This is a genomic window from Helcococcus massiliensis (assembly GCF_900258485.1).
GTDB lineage: Bacteria > Bacillota > Clostridia > Tissierellales > Peptoniphilaceae > Helcococcus > Helcococcus massiliensis.
Map to the genome: position 1 here is coordinate 317553 of NZ_OGVE01000001.1, position 20226 is coordinate 337778.

Annotated in this window: 16 protein-coding genes; all 16 read right to left on the reverse strand. The window is 30.2% G+C overall.

What is annotated here, in order from left to right:
• Positions 1 to 26: 26 nt before the first annotated feature.
• A complete protein-coding gene (locus C4Q29_RS01500) occupies positions 27 to 1349 on the reverse strand; it encodes a HAMP domain-containing sensor histidine kinase (RefSeq protein ID WP_103981058.1) in 1323 nt (440 codons plus the stop codon).
• Positions 1346 to 2002, reverse strand: a complete 657-nt coding sequence (locus tag C4Q29_RS01505; protein ID WP_103981059.1) for a response regulator transcription factor — start codon at positions 2000 to 2002, stop codon at positions 1346 to 1348. Before C4Q29_RS01505 ends, C4Q29_RS01500 begins: the two co-directional genes overlap by 4 nt.
• Before the next feature lie 56 nt (positions 2003 to 2058).
• On the reverse strand, positions 2059 to 3435 hold the full coding sequence (locus C4Q29_RS01510) for an ABC transporter permease (RefSeq protein ID WP_103981060.1): 1377 nt from the start codon (positions 3433 to 3435) through the stop codon (positions 2059 to 2061).
• 11 nt (positions 3436 to 3446) lie between these two features.
• Positions 3447 to 4079: an ABC transporter ATP-binding protein gene (locus C4Q29_RS01515; protein ID WP_103981061.1), complete on the reverse strand. Its 633-nt coding sequence runs from the start codon at positions 4077 to 4079 to the stop codon at positions 3447 to 3449.
• A gap of 8 nt (positions 4080 to 4087) precedes the next feature.
• Positions 4088 to 5365 carry an ABC transporter permease gene (locus tag C4Q29_RS01520; protein WP_159459184.1) on the reverse strand — a complete coding sequence of 426 codons (1278 nt, stop codon included), beginning with the start codon at positions 5363 to 5365 and terminating at the stop codon, positions 4088 to 4090.
• A gap of 134 nt (positions 5366 to 5499) precedes the next feature.
• A complete protein-coding gene (gene cls, locus C4Q29_RS01525) occupies positions 5500 to 7068 on the reverse strand; it encodes a cardiolipin synthase (protein ID WP_103981063.1) in 1569 nt (522 codons plus the stop codon).
• A 42-nt stretch (positions 7069 to 7110) separates the two neighbouring features.
• The gene (locus C4Q29_RS01530) at positions 7111 to 8898 is read right to left on the reverse strand and encodes an ABC transporter ATP-binding protein (protein WP_103981064.1); all 1788 of its coding nucleotides are present in this window, start codon (positions 8896 to 8898) and stop codon (positions 7111 to 7113) included.
• Positions 8891 to 10627, reverse strand: coding sequence for an ABC transporter ATP-binding protein (locus C4Q29_RS01535; protein ID WP_103981065.1), 1737 nt, complete (start codon positions 10625 to 10627; stop codon positions 8891 to 8893). The genes C4Q29_RS01530 and C4Q29_RS01535 overlap by 8 nt, the downstream gene beginning before the upstream one ends.
• 22 nt (positions 10628 to 10649) lie before the next feature.
• Complete coding sequence (locus C4Q29_RS01540; protein ID WP_103981066.1) at positions 10650 to 11111, reverse strand: hypothetical protein; 462 nt, start codon at positions 11109 to 11111, stop codon at positions 10650 to 10652.
• A 47-nt stretch (positions 11112 to 11158) separates the two neighbouring features.
• Complete coding sequence (locus tag C4Q29_RS01545; RefSeq protein ID WP_103981067.1) at positions 11159 to 11407, reverse strand: hypothetical protein; 249 nt, start codon at positions 11405 to 11407, stop codon at positions 11159 to 11161.
• Positions 11407 to 12516: a tetratricopeptide repeat protein gene (locus C4Q29_RS01550; RefSeq protein WP_103981068.1), complete on the reverse strand. Its 1110-nt coding sequence runs from the start codon at positions 12514 to 12516 to the stop codon at positions 11407 to 11409. Before C4Q29_RS01550 ends, C4Q29_RS01545 begins: the two co-directional genes overlap by 1 nt.
• Positions 12516 to 13226: a hypothetical protein gene (locus tag C4Q29_RS01555; RefSeq protein WP_103981069.1), complete on the reverse strand. Its 711-nt coding sequence runs from the start codon at positions 13224 to 13226 to the stop codon at positions 12516 to 12518. Before C4Q29_RS01555 ends, C4Q29_RS01550 begins: the two co-directional genes overlap by 1 nt.
• An 8-nt stretch (positions 13227 to 13234) precedes the next feature.
• Positions 13235 to 14926 carry an arginine--tRNA ligase gene (argS, locus tag C4Q29_RS01560; protein ID WP_103981070.1) on the reverse strand — a complete coding sequence of 564 codons (1692 nt, stop codon included), beginning with the start codon at positions 14924 to 14926 and terminating at the stop codon, positions 13235 to 13237.
• Position 14927: 1 nt separating this feature from the next.
• Complete coding sequence (locus C4Q29_RS01565) at positions 14928 to 17288, reverse strand: endonuclease MutS2 (protein WP_103981071.1); 2361 nt, start codon at positions 17286 to 17288, stop codon at positions 14928 to 14930.
• The gene (locus C4Q29_RS01570) at positions 17288 to 17827 is read right to left on the reverse strand and encodes a cell division protein ZapA (RefSeq protein ID WP_103981072.1); all 540 of its coding nucleotides are present in this window, start codon (positions 17825 to 17827) and stop codon (positions 17288 to 17290) included. Before C4Q29_RS01570 ends, C4Q29_RS01565 begins: the two co-directional genes overlap by 1 nt.
• A gap of 2 nt (positions 17828 to 17829) precedes the next feature.
• Positions 17830 to 20223: a phenylalanine--tRNA ligase subunit beta gene (gene pheT, locus C4Q29_RS01575; protein WP_103981073.1), complete on the reverse strand. Its 2394-nt coding sequence runs from the start codon at positions 20221 to 20223 to the stop codon at positions 17830 to 17832.
• Positions 20224 to 20226 lie beyond the last annotated feature (3 nt).

Consider the following 20226-nt stretch of genomic DNA (forward strand, 5'->3'; position numbering starts at 1 on the left):
AGTCTATCTGCTAGCTTTCTTTTAATTTATATTTCAAATTGGAATTTCATTCCATCATTTGTACTTGTAAACTTATAGTCTTTATTATATTTTTCAAGTATATTTTTAACTATAAATAAACCTAGTCCATTTCCCTTATCATTATCATTTGAATAGAATAAATTAAAGGAATCTTTTATCTCTTCCTTAGTCATTGTTGGGCCAGTATTTTCAACCACTAAATAGTCTCTGTCCCCAATATTTTCACTATAGATTTTAATTAGTCCCTTTTCGAAAGTATATTTAATAGCATTACCATATAAATTAGTTAATACTTTTTTCAATGAGAATGGAGACATGGTGCTTATTTGATCATTTATATTTACTTGTAAATTTATAGCTTTATCTTTCTGTAGAATTTCATATTCTGAAATCACTTCTTCTACACTCGTTTTTATAGGACAATGACTGTCTATTTCTTCAAGCTCATGTAGGCTTGATAAAGAAATAATTTCAATAATCATTTTTGATAGATTGTCCACTATTTGTAAGGACTCATCTAAATATTTATCCCTATCCTTATATTTACCAATATTGTAACGCATATTTTCTAGGATTACATTCAGACTAGACAAAGGTGTTTTTAATTCATGAGATGTAGCCCTTAAAAAATCAACCTTTTTCTTTTCTAAATCTAGCATGGCCTTATTTTTCTCATCTAAGTCATCTATGACACCAAGTAGCCTTTGGTAGAGAACATTTATTTGATTTTTTAAATCTCCAATTTCATCATTGGAATTCACTTTTAATTTAGCTTCCCTATCTATTTTCATCATCCTATTGGTAACATCTTTTATATCTAAGATTGGTGATACAATCATTTTACTATAAATATAAGCAGTAACTATAGAAAAGAAAAAGGAGAAAAATATTGAATATGGTAAAAATTGTAAACTTAAATCTCTAGCATCTTTTTTAATATCTGTTGCGGAAATAAATTGTATATCATATTCTTTCCCATCTTTAGCTACAATTGATCTTTTTTCTATAACTACAGAATGACTATTACTTTCAGGATCTACAACAATATCACCAGGAACAGAAAAATCAAAGGTTTCGACATCTTGTATATAAGCCTTGACCTTGCTATTTTGAGAATATATTTCTAAAGTATCCTTGATTAAATCAATATCTTTATTATTTAAGCTCTTAGATAAATCATCAGCCTTAATAGCTACATTATCCTTTATATCCTTTATATATATTTTAGGAAATACAGTATAAACTATTACGTGTATAAACAAGGTCAGTATACTTAATATTGAAAATGTAAGTATGAATATCTTAGGAAATAATTTTATTTTTTTCATTTCAGCTCCAATTTGTAACCTACATTCCTTATAGTGACTATACAATCTAACTTAAGCTTTTTTCTCAATTCTTTTATATAGACATCTATTACCCTATCATATGGAATATCATCCGAATCTTTCCATACATTATCTAAAATTTGGTCTCTGGTTAAAACTCTATCCTTGTTTTCAAGTAGGAAATGAAGGATTTCAAATTCTTTTGCATTCATATCTACTTCTTTTCCATCTAAAAAGGCCTTGTAACTTTCAAAGTCAACTTCGACGTTTTTATATTGGAATAAGTCTTTATTTTTATAATGTTTCTTTATAAGGGCTTCTATTCTAACCTTAACTAGCCTCAACGAAAAAGGCTTTTCTATATAACCATCTACTAAAGCAGAAAATGCTTGAAGCTTATAATCTTCATCATTATAAGCTGTTAGAAAGAGGACAGGTATGTCACTAGTTTTTCTAATTTCTTTCAACAATTCTATACCTGTCATATGAGGCATTTTAATATCTAGTAAGGCTAAGTCTATTTTTTCTTTTTTAAATATTTCTAGACCTTGCTGTCCATCCTCTGCCTGGTAAATCTGATAACCACAATCGATTAAAAATTCTGCCAGTCCTTCTCTTATATTTTTTTCATCTTCTGCTATTAGTATTCTCATTTATCTCTCCATTATCTTTATAAAACAATTATATAGCTTTATATAGAAGATTAAAACTATTTTATCTCAGTAAGTAATTCTTTTGGACTCTTTTTCATTGTTTTTATTGATGCAAGTATCAAAGATATTGATAAAATAACTAATCCTATTGCAAATACATAAAGCAAGTGTTTACTTAAAACTTCAACATCCAAACTAGTTAGTGTCCTATTGAAACCATCTGCTTCAGCACCACTAGCTAAATTAGTTCCACCACTTTGTCTAGCTATCTCTTTACTTACACTATTTGTAACTTGTGCCAATAGTTTTGCCCCAATATTTTTTGATATATATCCTGCTACAAAATATGATGATATAAAGGCTGGAATAGATATAAACAATAACTCATAGACAAATTGACTAAAGACTTCCATCTTTGTTTTGCCAAGTGATAAGTATATAGCGATTTCTTTCTTTCTAGCATTTATCCATAATAATAGTATTAGGCCTATAATCAATCCAGAAAATACCATTGTTGCTATAAACATCTTGTTGGTTAAACCATATACTCCAGAAATTGTCTTTTGAAGTACAGGATAATTTGATGAAGATTTCACTAGCATATATGAATTCCAATCAATATCAAGTTTTTGTATTTGCTTCATGACTTCATCTATATCCTTATCCCCTTTTATGTAAAAGGTAGAATCAAGATATGTAGCAGTATCTTCTGTATTTCCATATAAGTTAGCCGCAGTTTTTATATCTGAAATTATATTATTTTGATATAATTCTTGACTAACAGTTACCGGTCCAGCATTTTGACCTTCAAATAGGCCCTTTATCTCTACTTCAACAGTTTCATTTGCTTGTTTAACATTGTCAGCATCATAAATATTAGATTTTAATTTAATCTTATCTCCAATTTTTAGGCCGTTTTTTTGCGCTAGATCCTTATGCATTAATATTTTATTTGTATCAGAATCTTTTATATGGTCACCCTCTACTAATTTATATGATTCTGAAACAAAGGTATTTTCTTTACTAGAATCATTTATACCTGTTACCATAACAGCTCTTCCGAAGTTTTTCTTTCTTTCAGGATTCTGATTTCGTGCTGTTTCGGCAGATTCTACCAGGTCATATCCTTGCAAGTCGGCAACACTGCTTATTCTTTTTACATAGCCATCTATAAGGCCAGTTTCTGATATTTTCTTAAGGTCTTCACCCTTTACATTACCAGCTCCTCTTGGAGTACCAGGGTTTGTTCTTCTATTAATTTCCATAATAAAGCTATTTGAAATATTTTTAAATGTTTCATTTTTAGCCTTGTCAGTTGAAGACTTGATAGCTAAACTTACAATACTTAAAGTTGACATTGCAAGTATTATTGTGAATAAAATCAAAGTCTTTAGGGGTTTTCTTACCACATAAGCTAAGGAATTTTTTATCATAATATACCTTTCTATTTATTTACTATACTTTTATTTTTGATTTCTATTACTTGGTCTGCTTGGTCTGCTAAAGTTTTACTGTGGGTAACAACTATTACGCATTTATTTTTTTCTCTAGCAGCTTCTTTAAGTATATGAATAATATCTAAACCAGTATTTTCATCAAGGTTACCTGTTGGCTCATCAGCTAATATAATAGGCGCATCAGAAGCCAAGGCTCGAGCTATGGCTACCCTTTGTTGCTGTCCACCAGATAATTTCATTACATTTCTATTTATTTGTTCTTTAGCTAAACCAACTCTCATTAGGATATCTTCACCAGCATTTTTATCTACTAGTCTGACATTTTCAATTGGTGTTAAATAATCAATTAAATTATAATTTTGAAAGACTAGAGATATATTATGCTTTCTATGGTTACTATAACCTGTATTTTTTATGTTTTGATTTTTAAATAATATTTCTCCCTTTGTCGGACTATCTAGTCCAGCTAGTAGGGATAGTAAGGTTGTTTTACCTGCTCCTGACTGACCAGTTATAGCATAAAATTTCCCCTCTTCAAAAGCATAATTCACTCTATTTAGTACTTTTTCCTTGCTATCAACATAACTATATGATAGATTGTTCATTTTTAATATTTCCATTTTATCTCCTAATCTATTTGTATTAATATTTCTCTCGGTTTTCTTCTCATTAATTTGAATAAGGCTAAAAATACCGCTAAATCTATTACTAGTATCAATATTAGATAAGCGTATATTAGGTTTTCAATATTATAAAAACTGCTTGATTTTGTAAGTAAGCTTGATATATCACCTATATCTTCATTTATATGACTTATCCCTTTTACAAAAGAATTTACCATCAGATTTCCCGATATCCATGAAACAAGTAAACTCGGTAGAGAAATCATAAATCCTTCTAAGGTTACTTGTCCAAGTATTTCTTTTTTACTAATACCAAGAGAAAGATATATTCCTATTTCATTTATTCTTTCTCTTACATAAAACATATATAATAATAGTAAAACTGCTAAGCCTGCAACAACTAAAATTATCATCATAAATTTAATTATCTGACTTGTTGATTCAATAGAATCAGATAGACTTGCAAAGTTTTTATCATCTTGTTCTATGACAAATTCATCTTTTCCTATTAATTTTTCAACTTCTGCCATAGTATCCTTTATTTTCTCTGGATTTTTTACAAAATAATATGCCTTACTTAACATATAGTTATTTTCATTTGAACTTTCCTGACTAGATTTGTAATCAGTATATACTGTATTTTCACTAAAATCAGAAGATAAGCCAGTATTTTCTTCTTGTTTTATACCTTCAAAAATTCCAACAATTGTATATTTTTTACTTATTTTTTGATTGTTAGATTCATTATTGCTTAAATAATCTACATCAATTTGGTCATTAACTTTTAACTTGTTAAGATCGGCTAATTCCTTATGAATTAGAATTTTGCTCTCATCTTTTTCGTTTAAGTGTCGACCATCTACCAACTTAAAATTTTCACTTTCAAATAAAGGATCCTTGCTTGAATCACTTGCAGAGTTTACTGCAATTAAGTTTTTGAATTCTTCAGGTATTTCATCTCTTTGGATAGCCTGTTCTTTTTCAATAACTTTTAGATTTTTTAATTGTCCATTTAGTTGATTGTAAAAACTAAAATCTTTGACATTTTCAATTTCTTTTATCTTATCTAATTGATTTGCCTTAAATTGACTTCTATCTTTTTTACTAATTACAAAATAAGAATTTGAAGACTTGTAAATCTCTTCCTTTATATTCTCATTTGATTTAAATATGCTTATACAGGCATAAAAACTTGATAGTATTAAAGTCATAGCTATAAACAATATAAGAGTTTTATAACTATTCCTACTTATATACCTGTATGATCTTTTTATAATATTCATCATACCTCCCATGCATTTATCAATATATAATATGAATATGAAATGTATATGAAGCAAAATTCACAAAAAAAAATGACCTCCTATAAGTCGAGTTTGAACTTTAGAGGTCGTTTTTTATTTGATTAATATTATTGTTACATTAAAGGAGCTAAAATTCTAAGCATCTTTCCTGCCAGCCTATAAAATATAGATAGGTCTTTATATGATGATAAGGTGATTTCTTGGCATAGTCTCTGTGTATCTATGAAGTCATTTTTAAGCGTCCAAGCAAAGTCTTCATCATATACCAAGATTCCATTTTCATAGTGAAGGTGTAGAGACCTAAAATCTAAATTAACAGTTCCTACAACAGAAGTCTTGTCATCAGAAACAAAAGACTTAGAATGTAAAAATCCTGGGGTGTACTCATATATCTTTACTCCTGACTCTATAAGCCCCTGGTAGTAAGATCTTGACATACAAAATGGAATTTTTTTATCTGGTCTACCAGGCATCATAAGTCTAACATCAACACCTCTTTTACCTGCAAATTTTATTGCATTTATTACCCTATCTGATGGTATCAAATATGGAGTCATTATATAACAATAGTCTTTGGCTTGATTTAATATATCAACATATACATTCTCACCTACTGTTTCGGAATCATTTGGAGAATCATCATAAGGTTGAACGAATGCATTTGAAATAGTATCATGGTTTTCATTTAGATATCTTTCTAAAGTATATTCTTTACCATTGGAAAGCTCCCATAAGTTTAAAAACATTACAGTAAAACTTCTAACAGCATCTCCTTCCACTCTTAAACCATTATCTTTCCAATGTCCAAACCTATCTATTTCATTTATATATTCATCAGCTAAGTTTAAGCCACCTGTATAGGCAATTTTATTGTCTATAGAAATAATCTTCCTATGATCTCTGTTATTATGATATGTTGACAATATTGGAAGCACTGGAGCAAACACCACTACTTCTAGTCCTCTTGATTCTAAATAAGCCTTATAGTCAGAGGGAATATGATAATCATTTGTACCATCATACATAAACCTAACATCTACACCTTCCAAGACTTTTTCTTCTAATAAATCCAAAATTGAATCAAGCATTTTCCCTGGCTTGATAATGAAAAATTCTATGAAGATAAAGTCTTTAGCTTGCTTAATATCTTCCATAAGTGACTTGTAATAGTCCTCACCTTGAGTAAAATAATCTAATTTAGAATTTTTATAAATTGGGTATCCAGCTATATTATTTAAATATCTATCAAGACCATAATCAATATTTTTATGGCTTATTATTTCTTCATGAATCTCTGGGTCTTGCTCTAAATGTTGCATATTTACTGATTTGATTCTTTTTAGTCTTCTGCTTAATTGCTTAGGCCCAGGAATAATTTCAAGTAATAGGTATAGGGCTATACCAAAGAATGGTAGAGCAGCTATAGGTATTATCCAAGCCATCCTATAGTCCATAGGCTTATCTAAATTTAATATATAAATTATCAAGATAAACCTAATTATAGTCCAAAAAGAGTTAACAATATTTATTCTTGCAGTAAATTTATTGTAAACCCAGACAAATAAAAACACTTGTAGAATTATTAATATAGTTACCACAAATATGGGCTTTATCCAATGTTTTTTTCTTTTAAATTTTTCCTTATCTTCAGCAAACTTAGTTTTTAACTTTTCTTTATCCATGATTTACTCCAATATATAAGTTTACTTATTTAGTACTAATAATTATTGTTCTTTAAGAAATTGAGAATTATATAAGTCGTAGTAGTAACCCTTCTTTTCTAATAATTCTTGGTGGTTGCCCTGTTCTACAATTTCTCCCGCTTCTAAAACTAAGATAGTATCAGCATTTTTTATTGTTGAAAGTCTATGAGCTATTACAAATGAGGTTTTTCCTTGCATTAACTTATTCATAGCATCTTGAGTTTGTATTTCAGTCCTAGAGTCAACATTTGATGTAGCCTCATCTAAAATAAGCATTGGCTTATTTAGTAACATGGCTCTAGCAATAGTTATCAACTGTTTTTGACCCTGGGATAGGTTTTCTGCATCTTCTTCTAAAAGTGTATCATAACCATCTTCTTGTAAGTCAATAAAGCTTGAAATATTTGCCATTTCTGCAGCTTTTCTTATTTCTTCATCGCTAGCATCTGGTTTTCCATAGGCAATATTTTCCCTTATGGTACCTGCAAACAGCCAGGTTTCTTGTAGGACCATGGCAAAGGCAGATCTTTGACTTTTTCTTGTTATATCTTTATATGAATGACCATCGATTTTGATGTCACCTTCTTGTGGATCATAAAATCTCATTAGAAGATTTATAAGGGTTGTCTTCCCTGCACCAGTATGTCCTACTATAGCAGTCAATGATCCTGGCTTAGCATGGTAGTTAAAGTCTTTAATTATCATTTTGTCATCATCATAACCAAATGATACATTTTCAAATTTAACATCACCTTCTACATTGCTAAGGTCTACAGCATGGTCAGCATCTTTCTTTTCGTTGTCTTGGTCAAGTAAAACAAATATCCTATTAGCAGCTGAAAATGATGATTGCAATTCAGCAAAGGTCCCAGCTATATTGTTAATTGGGAATGAAAATTGTCTTGCATACAAGATAAAGGATGATAGAAAGGCTAGTGTAAATAAACCATTTAAATATAGCATGGAAGCTATTATTGAAACTATGGCAACTGATGCATTTGTAATAAAAATCATAGTTGGAAAGTTAATGGAAGCTTCATAGTCAGCCTTGTAATAAGCATCTATAGATCCAGAATTTTTCTTGTAAAATTCTTGTGAAAAATAGTCTTCCTTTTCATATGCTTGAATAGTTTTTTGTCCAGATAAAATTTCTTCAACAAAACCATTCATTTCCCCTAATTTTCTAGATCTTGTAGAAAATAGTGGCCTAGTCTTTTTAATCCTATAATTTGTAAATAAAATTGTTATAGGTAATACAAAAATAAATATCAAGGATAAATATGGTGATATGGTCATCATCATTATGAAAGAACCTACTACAGAAATTATAGATGTAATTATAGTGATTACACTATTGGCCAAAGTATTTGAAACCAGGTCCATATCATAGGAAATCCTAGAAACTAAGTCACCTGCCTGGTGGGTGTCTATATAGGCTATTGGCACGTCTACAATCTTGTCAAAAGTTTGCTGGGTCATATTCAATACTACCCTCTCAGAAACTCTTACCATAACTCTTGCTGAAATATAATTAAAAAGAGAAGATAGTAAGTAAGCAGCCAACATTAATATTGCATATTTAGAAGTTACGTGTAAGTCTATAGCTTGTAAATCACTAGATTCTAAACTAGCAATAGCTGCACCAGAAAGTTTAGGTCCAAATAAAACTAAAACACTTGATAAAATAACTAAAGTTAATCCTACAATAAATAATTTCCATTCAGTAAATAGGTATTTAAGTAACCTTAAAGCAATTTTTTTATAGTCTCTTTTATCAACTTTTTGTTTTTCATCTGTTTTATCATGCATAGACTTCCTCCTCTCTTTCACCGATTTGCATATCAGCAATTTCCTTGTAAGGTTCACAATGTTCCATCATGTATTTATGGTCACCCATTTCGAGTATTTTACCATTTTCTAAAAACATGATTTGTTTTGCATCAAGAACTGAGGATATTCTTTGTGCAATGATAATTGATGTTGAATGATCAAATTTTTCATCTATAGCACTTCTTAATCTTGATTCAGTCTTAAAGTCTAGAGCTGAGGATGAATCATCTAATATTAATATTTCTGGATCTCCAGCAAAGGCTCTTGATAAGAGTACTCTTTGTTTTTGTCCACCAGATAGGTTTACACCCTTTGAAGCCAATTCATGTAAAATCTTATCATCTTTATCTTGGATAAATTCATGAGCTTGTGCAGCCAAAGTTGCATTGTATAGGTCTACATCAGGTATTTGTCTACCAAATTCAATATTTTCTTTGATAGTTCCCTTGAAAAGAAAGTCTTTTTGGAATACTGATCCAAATAAAGAGTTTAATTCATCATGCTTTAGATTTTTAATATTGACTCCTCTGATTAAAATTTCTCCTTGATCAACATCATATTGCCTCATTAAAAGTCTAATAACTGTGGATTTACCTGCTCCTGTTGCTCCCATTATCGCAAAAGTTTGACCTGGATATATTTTAAAGGAAACATCTTTTAAGGAATACTCTTCTTGGTCATATGAGAAGCTAACATTCTTAAATTCTATTTCAGGAACATTTATATCTTTGTCTGGTAAAGCAATCGGATTTTCAATTATTTGATTTTCATCAAGTGGCATAAATATGATTTCTTCTATTCTTTTTACCGAAATCATTGACCTTGAATAGATATTAAACATCCAGTTCATCATAAATAGCGAGTCTACAATCTGCATTAAATATGATATGAAGGCAATTATTATACCCACCTTTATTTCTCCAGATTTTACCATGGAGCCACCATAGATAATTACTCCAGCCAAACCAGAATATAGAAACACATTAACTATTGGTGAAGTTAAGGCACTAGTATCAACGGCTTTGATTGTTTGGTCCCTAACTGCCTTGTTTGTTCTAAAAAACTTAGCTTTTTCATCATCAACTTTATTCAGGGCTTTAGATACCTTAATCCCCTTTATTGATTCCCTTATAACCTGAACCATTTCATCATGACGCTTATGTAGTTTTCTCCACATAGGCATGGTTTTATTAAATATAAATCTAATTGTTAAAAATATTGGGAAAATTAAAAATACAATGATTAATGATAGTTTAAGATTTAATAAGACACATAAGATAACACCACCAATAAAAAGCATAATTGATCTAGATCCCATTCTCATGGCTGTTCCCAAGAAATTATGTACTGTATAAGTATCTGATGTAAGTCTTGATTCAATTGATGATATTCCCAATTTATCAATTTGCCTTGATGATAATGATATAGACCTTGAAAATAAGTCTTGTCTTATATCTTGTATAATTTCAGATGATGTCTTTGCAGCCATCCTATTCGCCTTAATAGAATATCGCCATTCTAAGAAAGATACAAATATCATAAGTAGACCTAAGCCTATTATCATGTTTTTTTGGCCAGATGGTACAGCATCATCTATAATATATTTCAATATTGTAGGTATTAAAATTCCCATCAAAGTGGAAAATGCCTTTACAAATAAAGTAAGACCTACTTCTTTCTTTTTGGGGTATACATACTTTTCAAACATGTAAACTCCTTTCTTCTTATAATTAGTTTTCCTTTTTATTATAGCTTTTATGATTATTAAGTATATTTATCAACTTATCATAAGTTTCTTTTTCAACTTTATAGTATTCAAGTTTTATTTTTGTATTCTTATCAGATAAAGAATATTCCATCAATCCATTTGCAAAAGAAATATCTGCAAAATACATCTTATCCTTATCTTTTACTACTCCTTCTAAATAGTATGAATACTTGTCAATAAAACTTCTATCCCTAGTATTTTTATACTTACCCTCTTTTAAGACTTTAACTAGCTCATCTGATTGAGCCTGGGTAAAGAGTTTATTAAATTTATCAGAACTATCTTCCATATTTAAAATTGTAAGCACATTCACGGTATCTAAGTCTTCAAATATTTTTTGACCACTTACAGGTTTTAATAAATAAAAAGTCATAGCCCCTAATAAGGCGATTACAAGCAGTCCAATTATTATCTTCTTTTTCATATTTTCTCCACCTATTTATTTTAATAAAGGAAGCTAAATCTAGCTTCCTATATACCAATTAATAAAATTTTATCATCTTCTTGGATATCAACTCCATGCAATTTTCCAAAAACTTCTTCAAATCCTTCTTTTTCTAATAAAAAATAGTCCTTAACCTCTACAAAAGCTAAAGCATCATCTAAATCATCCTGGTAAACTTCTTCAAATTTCGGAGCATTGCTATGGATATCATTAGTAATGAGTAGGGATTTACTGTATTTGCTTTTATTAGTTGTTAAAATTTCTACTACAGTCATTATTTCTCCAAAATAGATTCTTTTAATATCATTAATTGGTTAAACATTTCATCTGATAAATCATCATATTCCAATATAAAGTCAATATCTTCTATTGCTTTATCATCTTGTCCCATACTTGATAAGATGATAGCTCTATTATATCTTAACTTAATTTCAGAAGGATAGTTTTCTAAAGCTTCATTTGCTATATTTAAGGCTTCAAATTCCTTCTTTAGCATATATTTTACATATACTAAGTCTGTATATAGTGAAGCAAAATCTGCTCCTTTATCTATTGCCTCTTCAAAAAACTTTTCTGCCATATCCATTTGGTTTTGGTTCATATAGGCAATGGCGATATAGTATGGAATATCATACCTAGATGAGTTTTTTCTAGCAGTCATTAATTCAGATAAAGCTCTAGGATAATTCATCTTATTTATATAATAAATTGAATTTTCTACAGCCACATCAGGTGCTATTTTTTGCATCAAGTCTCTTGCTTCATTTTTCAATTCTTCATTATCAGTAAAATTCAAAACTCTTTTTAAGTAAGAATCAGCCTTGATATAGTCACCAGTTGATCTAAATATGTTCGCTAATTCAAAATTAGCTAAAGGATTTTCTTCATTGTAAGCAAGAATTCTCTCTAAAATCCTTACAGCTTCTTCGACAAATACATGTCTTTCTTCATCTTTAATATCTTGTAAGGTCCATAAAACCCTAGCATAGTTATAAGCTGCAAGTTCATTTTTTTCATCTAGTAAAAAAGCCGCCCTTGAAAAAATATTAGCCTTCTCATTTTCTCTTTCACCAATCTTTATAGCCTTTGATAAGGCATATTCTGATGGATTAGCAAATAAATTATTTAGTATAGTCTTATAATCACCAATATATAAAAATTTTGGGTCAACCCCAATATTATATAGTATTCCATTTACTATATATATAAGGTCTATTTCATTATTAAAGCTTTCATTATTTATCCCATCTACCATTTCATCAAGTATTATTGGTAGAGGTATACCTGTTATACCAAGATCTTGGTATTCAGGCTTTTCATTTTTAAGGTCTATATATGAAAGCTTATCTACTTTTCGTCTAAAATATTTATTGATTACATCCATTAATCAAACATCCCTTCAAATTCTCTTTTTCTTCTAGAAGAACTGTACAAAATATTAAACAAATGTCCCTTATACAAATATATAAAGGCGAGCATTAACCCTTGGACCAAGGCTCTTATAACTATATCTATAGATGATAAGGATAATATGCTAAATACTTCAAATGTTCTATTTATAAGTACAAAGACTAGCATTGGTAAAATCCAATATAAAATATTATTTATAATAAATTTTAAAGAATCTACAATAGCATTTATTCCTGATTGTCTTGCTATATAGGTTTGCTCATATATTGTCGATTGAATCACCAGGTTAGCATAAGCAAAAATCACAATTATAATCGGCATCTTAAGTGTAAATGCTAGGTTTGATACTATTATATTTGCAATTGCTAGATAAAAATAAGTATTCATTAGAGGACTTAGGTATTTACTAAATCCTTCCTTTAGATTGTCTGTGGAAAACCTATTATAAAATACTATGTCTTCTAAAATTGTAACCATCAATGATGCAAAGGCTACGCTAACTATATATCTTATAAAGCCTAAGATAAAATCAGATGCTTGATTAGTTGAACTTAACAAGGACATGATAAAGGTCATGGCTATATTAGATAAAAACAATACTAAAGCTAATATTGGGACAAATTTAATATTTTCTAAAGTTTTATTAAAAGCTCTTTTATTTACATTTATAAAATCTTCTAACATAGTTCCTCCTACATCTTATCTGGAGCATGTATACCTAATAGATCTAATAGGTTTTTGATATTTGTCTTAACTGCGTATACTAACAAGGCCCTAGCTTTTTTAACATCTTCTTGTGAATTTAATATGTGTATATTGTTGTAGAAGGAGTTAAAAGCTTGAGCTAGGTCTGTAACATGTCTTGTAATTACTGAAGGTTCCAACTTATCTTTAGCAGATAAAATAACTTCTGGTGTATTATATATTAACTTGATTAAGTCTATCTCTTGCTTTTCTTTTAATAGAGAAAAATCAACCTGGTCATCTATTTCAAGTCCTAGTCTTTCTAATATTTGATTTGCTCTAGCATGAGCATATTGTACATATGGCCCTGTTTCACCTTCAAAGTTTAATACTTGGTCCCAGTCAAATACATAGTCTTTTATTCTAGTATTAAATAACTCTTGGAACTTAACAGCACCAATACCTATTTGCTTAGCTATTTGATCTTTATTTTCAAGGTCAGGATTTCTTTCTTCAATTATATCCTTGGTCTTATCTATAGCCTTATTTAATACATCTTCTAAGAATACAACCTTACCCTTTCTTGTTGACATGGTACCATCTTTAAGTGAAACCATACCAAACTGAACATGGTCTATATCTTTTTCCCATTTATAACCCATTTTTCCTAAGATTTCTTTTAAGGTTCTAAAGTGTAGGTTTTGTTGGGTGGCTACCACATATATATTTTTATAAAAATCGTAATGTTTTTTTCTATATAGGGCTGTAGCGATATCTCTAGTAATATAGGTTGAAGATCCGTCTTTCTTCAAAATAATTGCTGGTGGTTCTTCTTCACCCATTTCAATTACTGTTGCACCTTCTGATTCTACTAGAAGTTTTTTTTCTTCTAATTCTTTAACCACTTCATCCACAAATTGTGAATGGTAGTATTCTCCATAATATGAATCAAAGTCAATTTCTAATAAATCATACACCCTATTAAATTCTTTTAAGCTTATTTCCTTAAACCAGGACCATACTTTTAGTGCCTCTTCATCCTTGTCTTCTAACTTCTTAAACCAAGCTCTAGCTTCGTCCATTAGTTCAGGATTTTTTTCAGCCTCTTCAGTATATTTTACATATAGTTTAAGCAGTTCTTTAATAGGATCTGCATTTATTTCTTCTTCATTTCCCCATTTTTTGTAGGCTGATAAAAGAACTCCAAATTGGGTACCATAGTCTCCTAAATAGTTTATTGCTACAACATCATAAGATAAAAATCTTAATATTCTTTTAAGGGAATCACCAATTACAGTAGACCTTATATGGCCTATATGAAATGGTTTTGCTATATTGGTTGAAGAATAGTCGATTGTAATAGTCTTTCCTTGTCCAAAATCAGAAGACCCATACTTATCTTTTTCTTTAAATACTTCTGTCAAAACTACTTCATTAAATTTATCTTGGTCCAAATAGAAATTAATATAAGGTCCAACTGCCTTTATTTCAGTAAATAAGTCAGATTTTATCTGAATCGCTAAGTCTTGGGCAATCATATTTGGTGCTTTTCTTAATGTTTTAGCTAACTTAAAAGTAGGAAATGCGAAGTCCCCCATTTCTTTATTTGGTGGAGTTTCAATTGTGTTATAAATGTCTTCACTTTCCAAGCCGATATTTAAGTCTACTAGTATATCTTTAATCACATTTTTATAATTCATACTATTTCAGGCTTACTATTGTAACACCTGCTCCTCCTTCATCTGCTTTACCTATTCTAAATTGGTCAACATATCTTGATTTTCTTAAATAATTTGTAAGTCCTTCCCTAAGAGCACCCGTTCCCTTACCATGTATAAGGGCTACATTTTTAAGACCCATCAAGATTGCATCATCAAAATACGATTCAACTTCTATTATGGCTTCATCTACATTTAATCCTCTAAGATCAAGCTCTTGTTTCACCTCTTTAGATGAAGCATTTTTCATAACCTGTCTATAGGATGACTGAGACTTCTCTTTTTGTAAGTCTTGGTTTGTCTTTCTTAGGTCTTTTATATTCACGTTAAATTTTAATATACCCATTTGTACAATTAAATCACCTTTATTGTCTGGTAGGGTCATTACTGTTGCATCATCTCCCATGGAAATCACCCTGACTATTTGTCCAAGTTTAAGGTCTGTGGCTTCTGTTAAATCAGATTCTTCTCGTCTAATTTCCTTTTTTTGTTCATATTTTCTAGATGCAGACTTATACCTATCAGTGATTTCTGCATGGGCCCTATCTAATTCTTTACTTTGCCCTGAAGACACTTGTTTTTTTGCAAGTCTTATCATTTCTTTAGACTCATCCTTAGCATCTTCTAATATTTTATTAGCCTTCTCTTGAGCATCTTCAATTTCTTTTAGTGCTGCTTGTTTCTTAGTTTCATATTCTCTATTGAAGTCATCTTGTAATTTTTCAAACTTAAGTTTTTCACTTCTTGCTTCTCTTAGAGCTAAATCTAGTTCTAATTTATCATCTTCTATTTCAGAAATTATATCTTCAAAGTTCCTATTTTCTTCACTTACGTAAGAGCTTGCATTTGATAAGATTTCATTAGATAATCCTAGTCTTTTGGATATTTCAAAGGCATTTGACTTACCTGGTAAACCTATAATTAACCTATAGGTTGGAGATAGACTTTCTAAATCAAATTCTACATTGGCATTTTGAACACCTTCTGTTGACATGGCATATAATTTTAATTCTGAATAATGTGTAGTAGATACTAACAAGGTATTTCTTTTAACAAGATTATCGATTATTGACATGGCTAAGGCTGCCCCTTCTATAGGGTCAGTACCATTTCCAAGCTCATCAAATAAGACTAAGGAATTTTCATCAGCCTTAGATAAAATATTTACTATATTAGTCATTGATGCTGAAAAAGTAGATAAGTTTTGCTCGATGGATTGGTTATCACCAATATCTGTAAATACCTGATCAAAGACTGGAACTTTTGTAAATGAATCACATGCAACAAATAAACCTGCTTGTGCCATTAAAATAGTTAAACCTAAGGTCTTCAAAGATACTGTTTTACCACCAGTATTTGGTCCAGTAATTACAAGGGCTTTGAAATCCTCACCTAATTTTATATCAATAGGTACTACTTTTCCTTTCAATAAAGGATGTTTTGCTTGCTTTATATCAATTATTTTTTCATCACTAATGATTGGTTGGTTATAAGATTTGTCTAATGCATATTTAGCCTTGGCAAAGGTGAAATCAATATCTACTAGAAGATATTGGTTATTGGCAATATCTTCCCTGTAGAGATTTATAATTTCTGATAATTCTTTTAGAATCCTTCTAATTTCTTCTTGTTCTTCAATCTCTAAGTCTCTAATCTTATTATTGATTTCAACTACAACCATTGGTTCTATATACAAGGTTTGGCCTGATGCTGATGTATCATGGATGATACCGGGAACCTTAGCTTTAGCTCCGGCCTTGACAGGTACCACATACCTACCATCCCTCATAGTCACAAAGCCATCTTGAATATTCATTGTGTCACTTTTAATCAATTGTTGCAGCTTGCTTTTAACTTCATCTTCTTTCTGACTTATAGATTTTCTAATGTTAAGCAATTGTTTAGAGGCGTCATCTGCAATAGTCTCTTCATCAATAATGATTCTTTCAATTTCCTTTTGAATCCTCTTATTAGAATAAAGTTTATCTATTTGATCAACTACTAAGTTGTCACCTTCAAATTCATGCTTATAATCTTTCAAGGATTGAGACACTCTTAAAGAATCAGCTACTTGTAATAATTCATAAATTTCCAAAATAGCCTGTCTTTTTAACCTATTTGCAATACTCTTTAAATCATGAATCCCATACAAGGGTGGAAATGAATATTTTCTAATAAGTTCTACAGCATCTGCGGTTTTTTCTTGCATAAATTTAACTTTATTTATATCGGTCAAAGGAACTATCTTAGTCGCCTTTTCTTTGGCTAAAGTAGATGCACAATATTCTATTAAATTTTCTTGAATTTTATCCCATTCTAAGGTTAAAAGAGTATTTTTTTCCATTAGTTTCCTGTTCTATTTTTTAATAATTCTTCTAGCTTTTTGTTAGCCATTAAAGTTTTCTTTTCTTCTTCTAATAATTTATTTCTTAAATCTGTTGTTTCTTCAATAGACTTGTCAGCTAAGTTTTTTTGCCTATCCAATTCTAATTTATAATTATCTCTTTCAAGGCTTATACGTTCTAAATCTTTTTCTAGATCGAATAATTTTTCTTTCAAGTCCATGATTAGAATATCAGCTTCCTTATGGTCTTCCTTATAGGCGTGGTATTCAGCCTTTAGAGGTTCATAATTTTCCATAGCTTCTGCTGTATCTTCTTTTAATTGTTCTAATTCTTTATCTAGGTCATATAAGTCATCAGCAATATTTAAACAGGCCAAGGCTGAATATACAGCCTTATTTTTATATTTTATAGTATTTTTAGCCTTATCAATCTGCTGGTCAACATAATCGACTATTTTTTTAGCCTCTTCCTTAGACCTAGCTGTTTTCAACACATATGAGTTACCATCTATTTTAAACTCATAGCTGTTTCTATCCATGTTTAGCTCCTCAAATCAATATCATAATAGTCTTTTAACTTCTCAACTATCCTATTGAATGCATCTTTTATTTCTTCATCTTTTAGAGTTTTTCTATTTGATTGGAAACCTATTTTAAATGCTAAAGAAACTTTTCCATCTTCAATTTGGCTTCCTGCATACCTATCAAATAGTTTTACGAATTTTATATTTTCTCCACCGTTTTTCTTAATAGTTTCAATAATATCTTGGGATTCGACCCTGTCATTTATGATAAAAGCAATATCCCTATCTACTAATGGATATTTAGAAATTTCTTTATATTGAATATTATCATTAGCATATTTAAATAAACTATCAACATTTGCTTCTAATAGGTAAACTCTCTTACTGATATCAAAATTATCTAATACCAAAGGGTGTACTTCACCAATTACAGCTAGCTTTTCATCATTCATTAAAACATTAGCTGTTCTTCCAGGGTGGAAGCTTGGATTATTTTCTTCAGTTTGGAATTTATAATCTTCTATACCCAACTTAGCCAATAGTTTTTCAAAGCTATCTTTTAGGTAATAGTAATCGTATTCATCACCTACCAAGGCCATTACTAGTAACTTTTCTTCCTTGCTTTGTGAAGGATTATCTCCTACTTTTACAAAACTATTTCCTAATTCTGATAATCTTAAATCAAACTGCTTGTTATTTAGGTTTCTCCTAATGATATCTAGCATATTTCCAATCAAGGTTGTTCTCATAACTGAGAAGTCTTCCCCTAATGGATTTAATATTTTTAAGCTGTCTCTTAATTTACTATCTTGACTTAGATTCAACTTGTCATATTGCTTTGGAGATATGAAAGAGTAAGACACAACTTCAGAAAATCCTAGTCCATAAACTTCATCTCTTATCTTGTCCATAAAGTTTCTTAAGTCTGATTTTTTACCTTGAGTTAGTGGACCTTCTAGCCCTTTTGGTTTAATATTGTGGAAACCATAAAGCCTACCCACCTCTTCAATAAGGTCTGCTTCTATAGAAATATCTGACCTAAAGTATGGCACCTTAGCTGTAATAACATCTCCATCAACTTGGCATTCAAACTCTAATTCTTCCAAGTATTTTTTACTTTCTTCTACACTTAGGTCTAAGCCTAATAAAGAATTTAACCTAGAATTTCTAACTTTAACAAATTGATCTTTAGCTTCATAAGATCCGTCATCATGGATGCCTTCTACTAGTGAACCTGAGTTTGTTTCTTCAATTAATTTCAAGAATCTTCTTATACCATATTCAGCTAATTTAGAAGAAATTCCTTTTTCATATCTTGATGAAGCTTCTGAACGAAGACCCAGTCTTTTTGACGTTTTTCTTATTGCTTCTGAATCAAAGTTTGCTGACTCAATCAATATATTTTTAGTATTTTCTGTAACCTCAGTTTCAAAACCACCCATAACACCTGCTAGCCCTATAGCCTTGGAATTTCCATCGGCTATAACTATATCTTCAGCTTTTATGGTTCTTTCTTTTTCGTCCAAGGTCTTCAAACTTTCACCTTCATTCCCTTGCCTTACTATTAATTTCTTACCTTCAATAAGGTCAAGGTCATAGGCATGAAGTGGTTGTCCATATTCAAGCATGATAAAGTTTGTAAAGTCTACTATGTTATTTATTGGTCTCATGCCAGCATTTCTTAAGTAGTTTTGGATATATAAAGGTGATTCTTTAATGACTACATCCTTAACTACAGCTGTCATAAATCTCATAGACTTGTCTGTTTTTACTTCAACACCTTCAAAGTATTCTTCATAAGATCCTGTAAGATTTTCTAATTCAAGTTTTGGTTCTTGAGTTTTTGTATCAAATACAGCTGCTACTTCTCTGGCCATACCGATTATAGACAAGCAATCTGGTCTATTTGGTGTAATTTCAAATTCTATAATTTGATCATCAAGGCCTAAGGCTTTTATAGCATCATCTCCTGCCTTCACACTGTTTGGAAGGATGATAATGCCTTCTTCAGATTTCTTTGGAACTGTGTTTTCAGCTACGCCCAATTCCTCATAAGAGCATAGCATCCCCCTAGATACGAAACCTTGGAACTCTGCTTCTTTAATTTCCATTCCACCTGGTAATTTTGCTCCCAATTGTGCTAGGACTACAAAATCACTAACTTTCATATTTTTGGCACCGGTAATCACTGTTTCTTTTCCTTGCCCATTGTCTAAGTCAACTAATTGTAAATTTTTAGAATCTTCGTGTTTTCTAATATCTAATATTTTTGCTACAACTAAGCCTGACATTTGTTCATAGCTTGTAATTGATTCCACATGGGAACCAGAATCTGTAACTTTTTCGGCTATTTCTCTTGTATCATTATCAATATTTACATAGTCTTTTAGCCATTTAACTGGTACTAACATGCT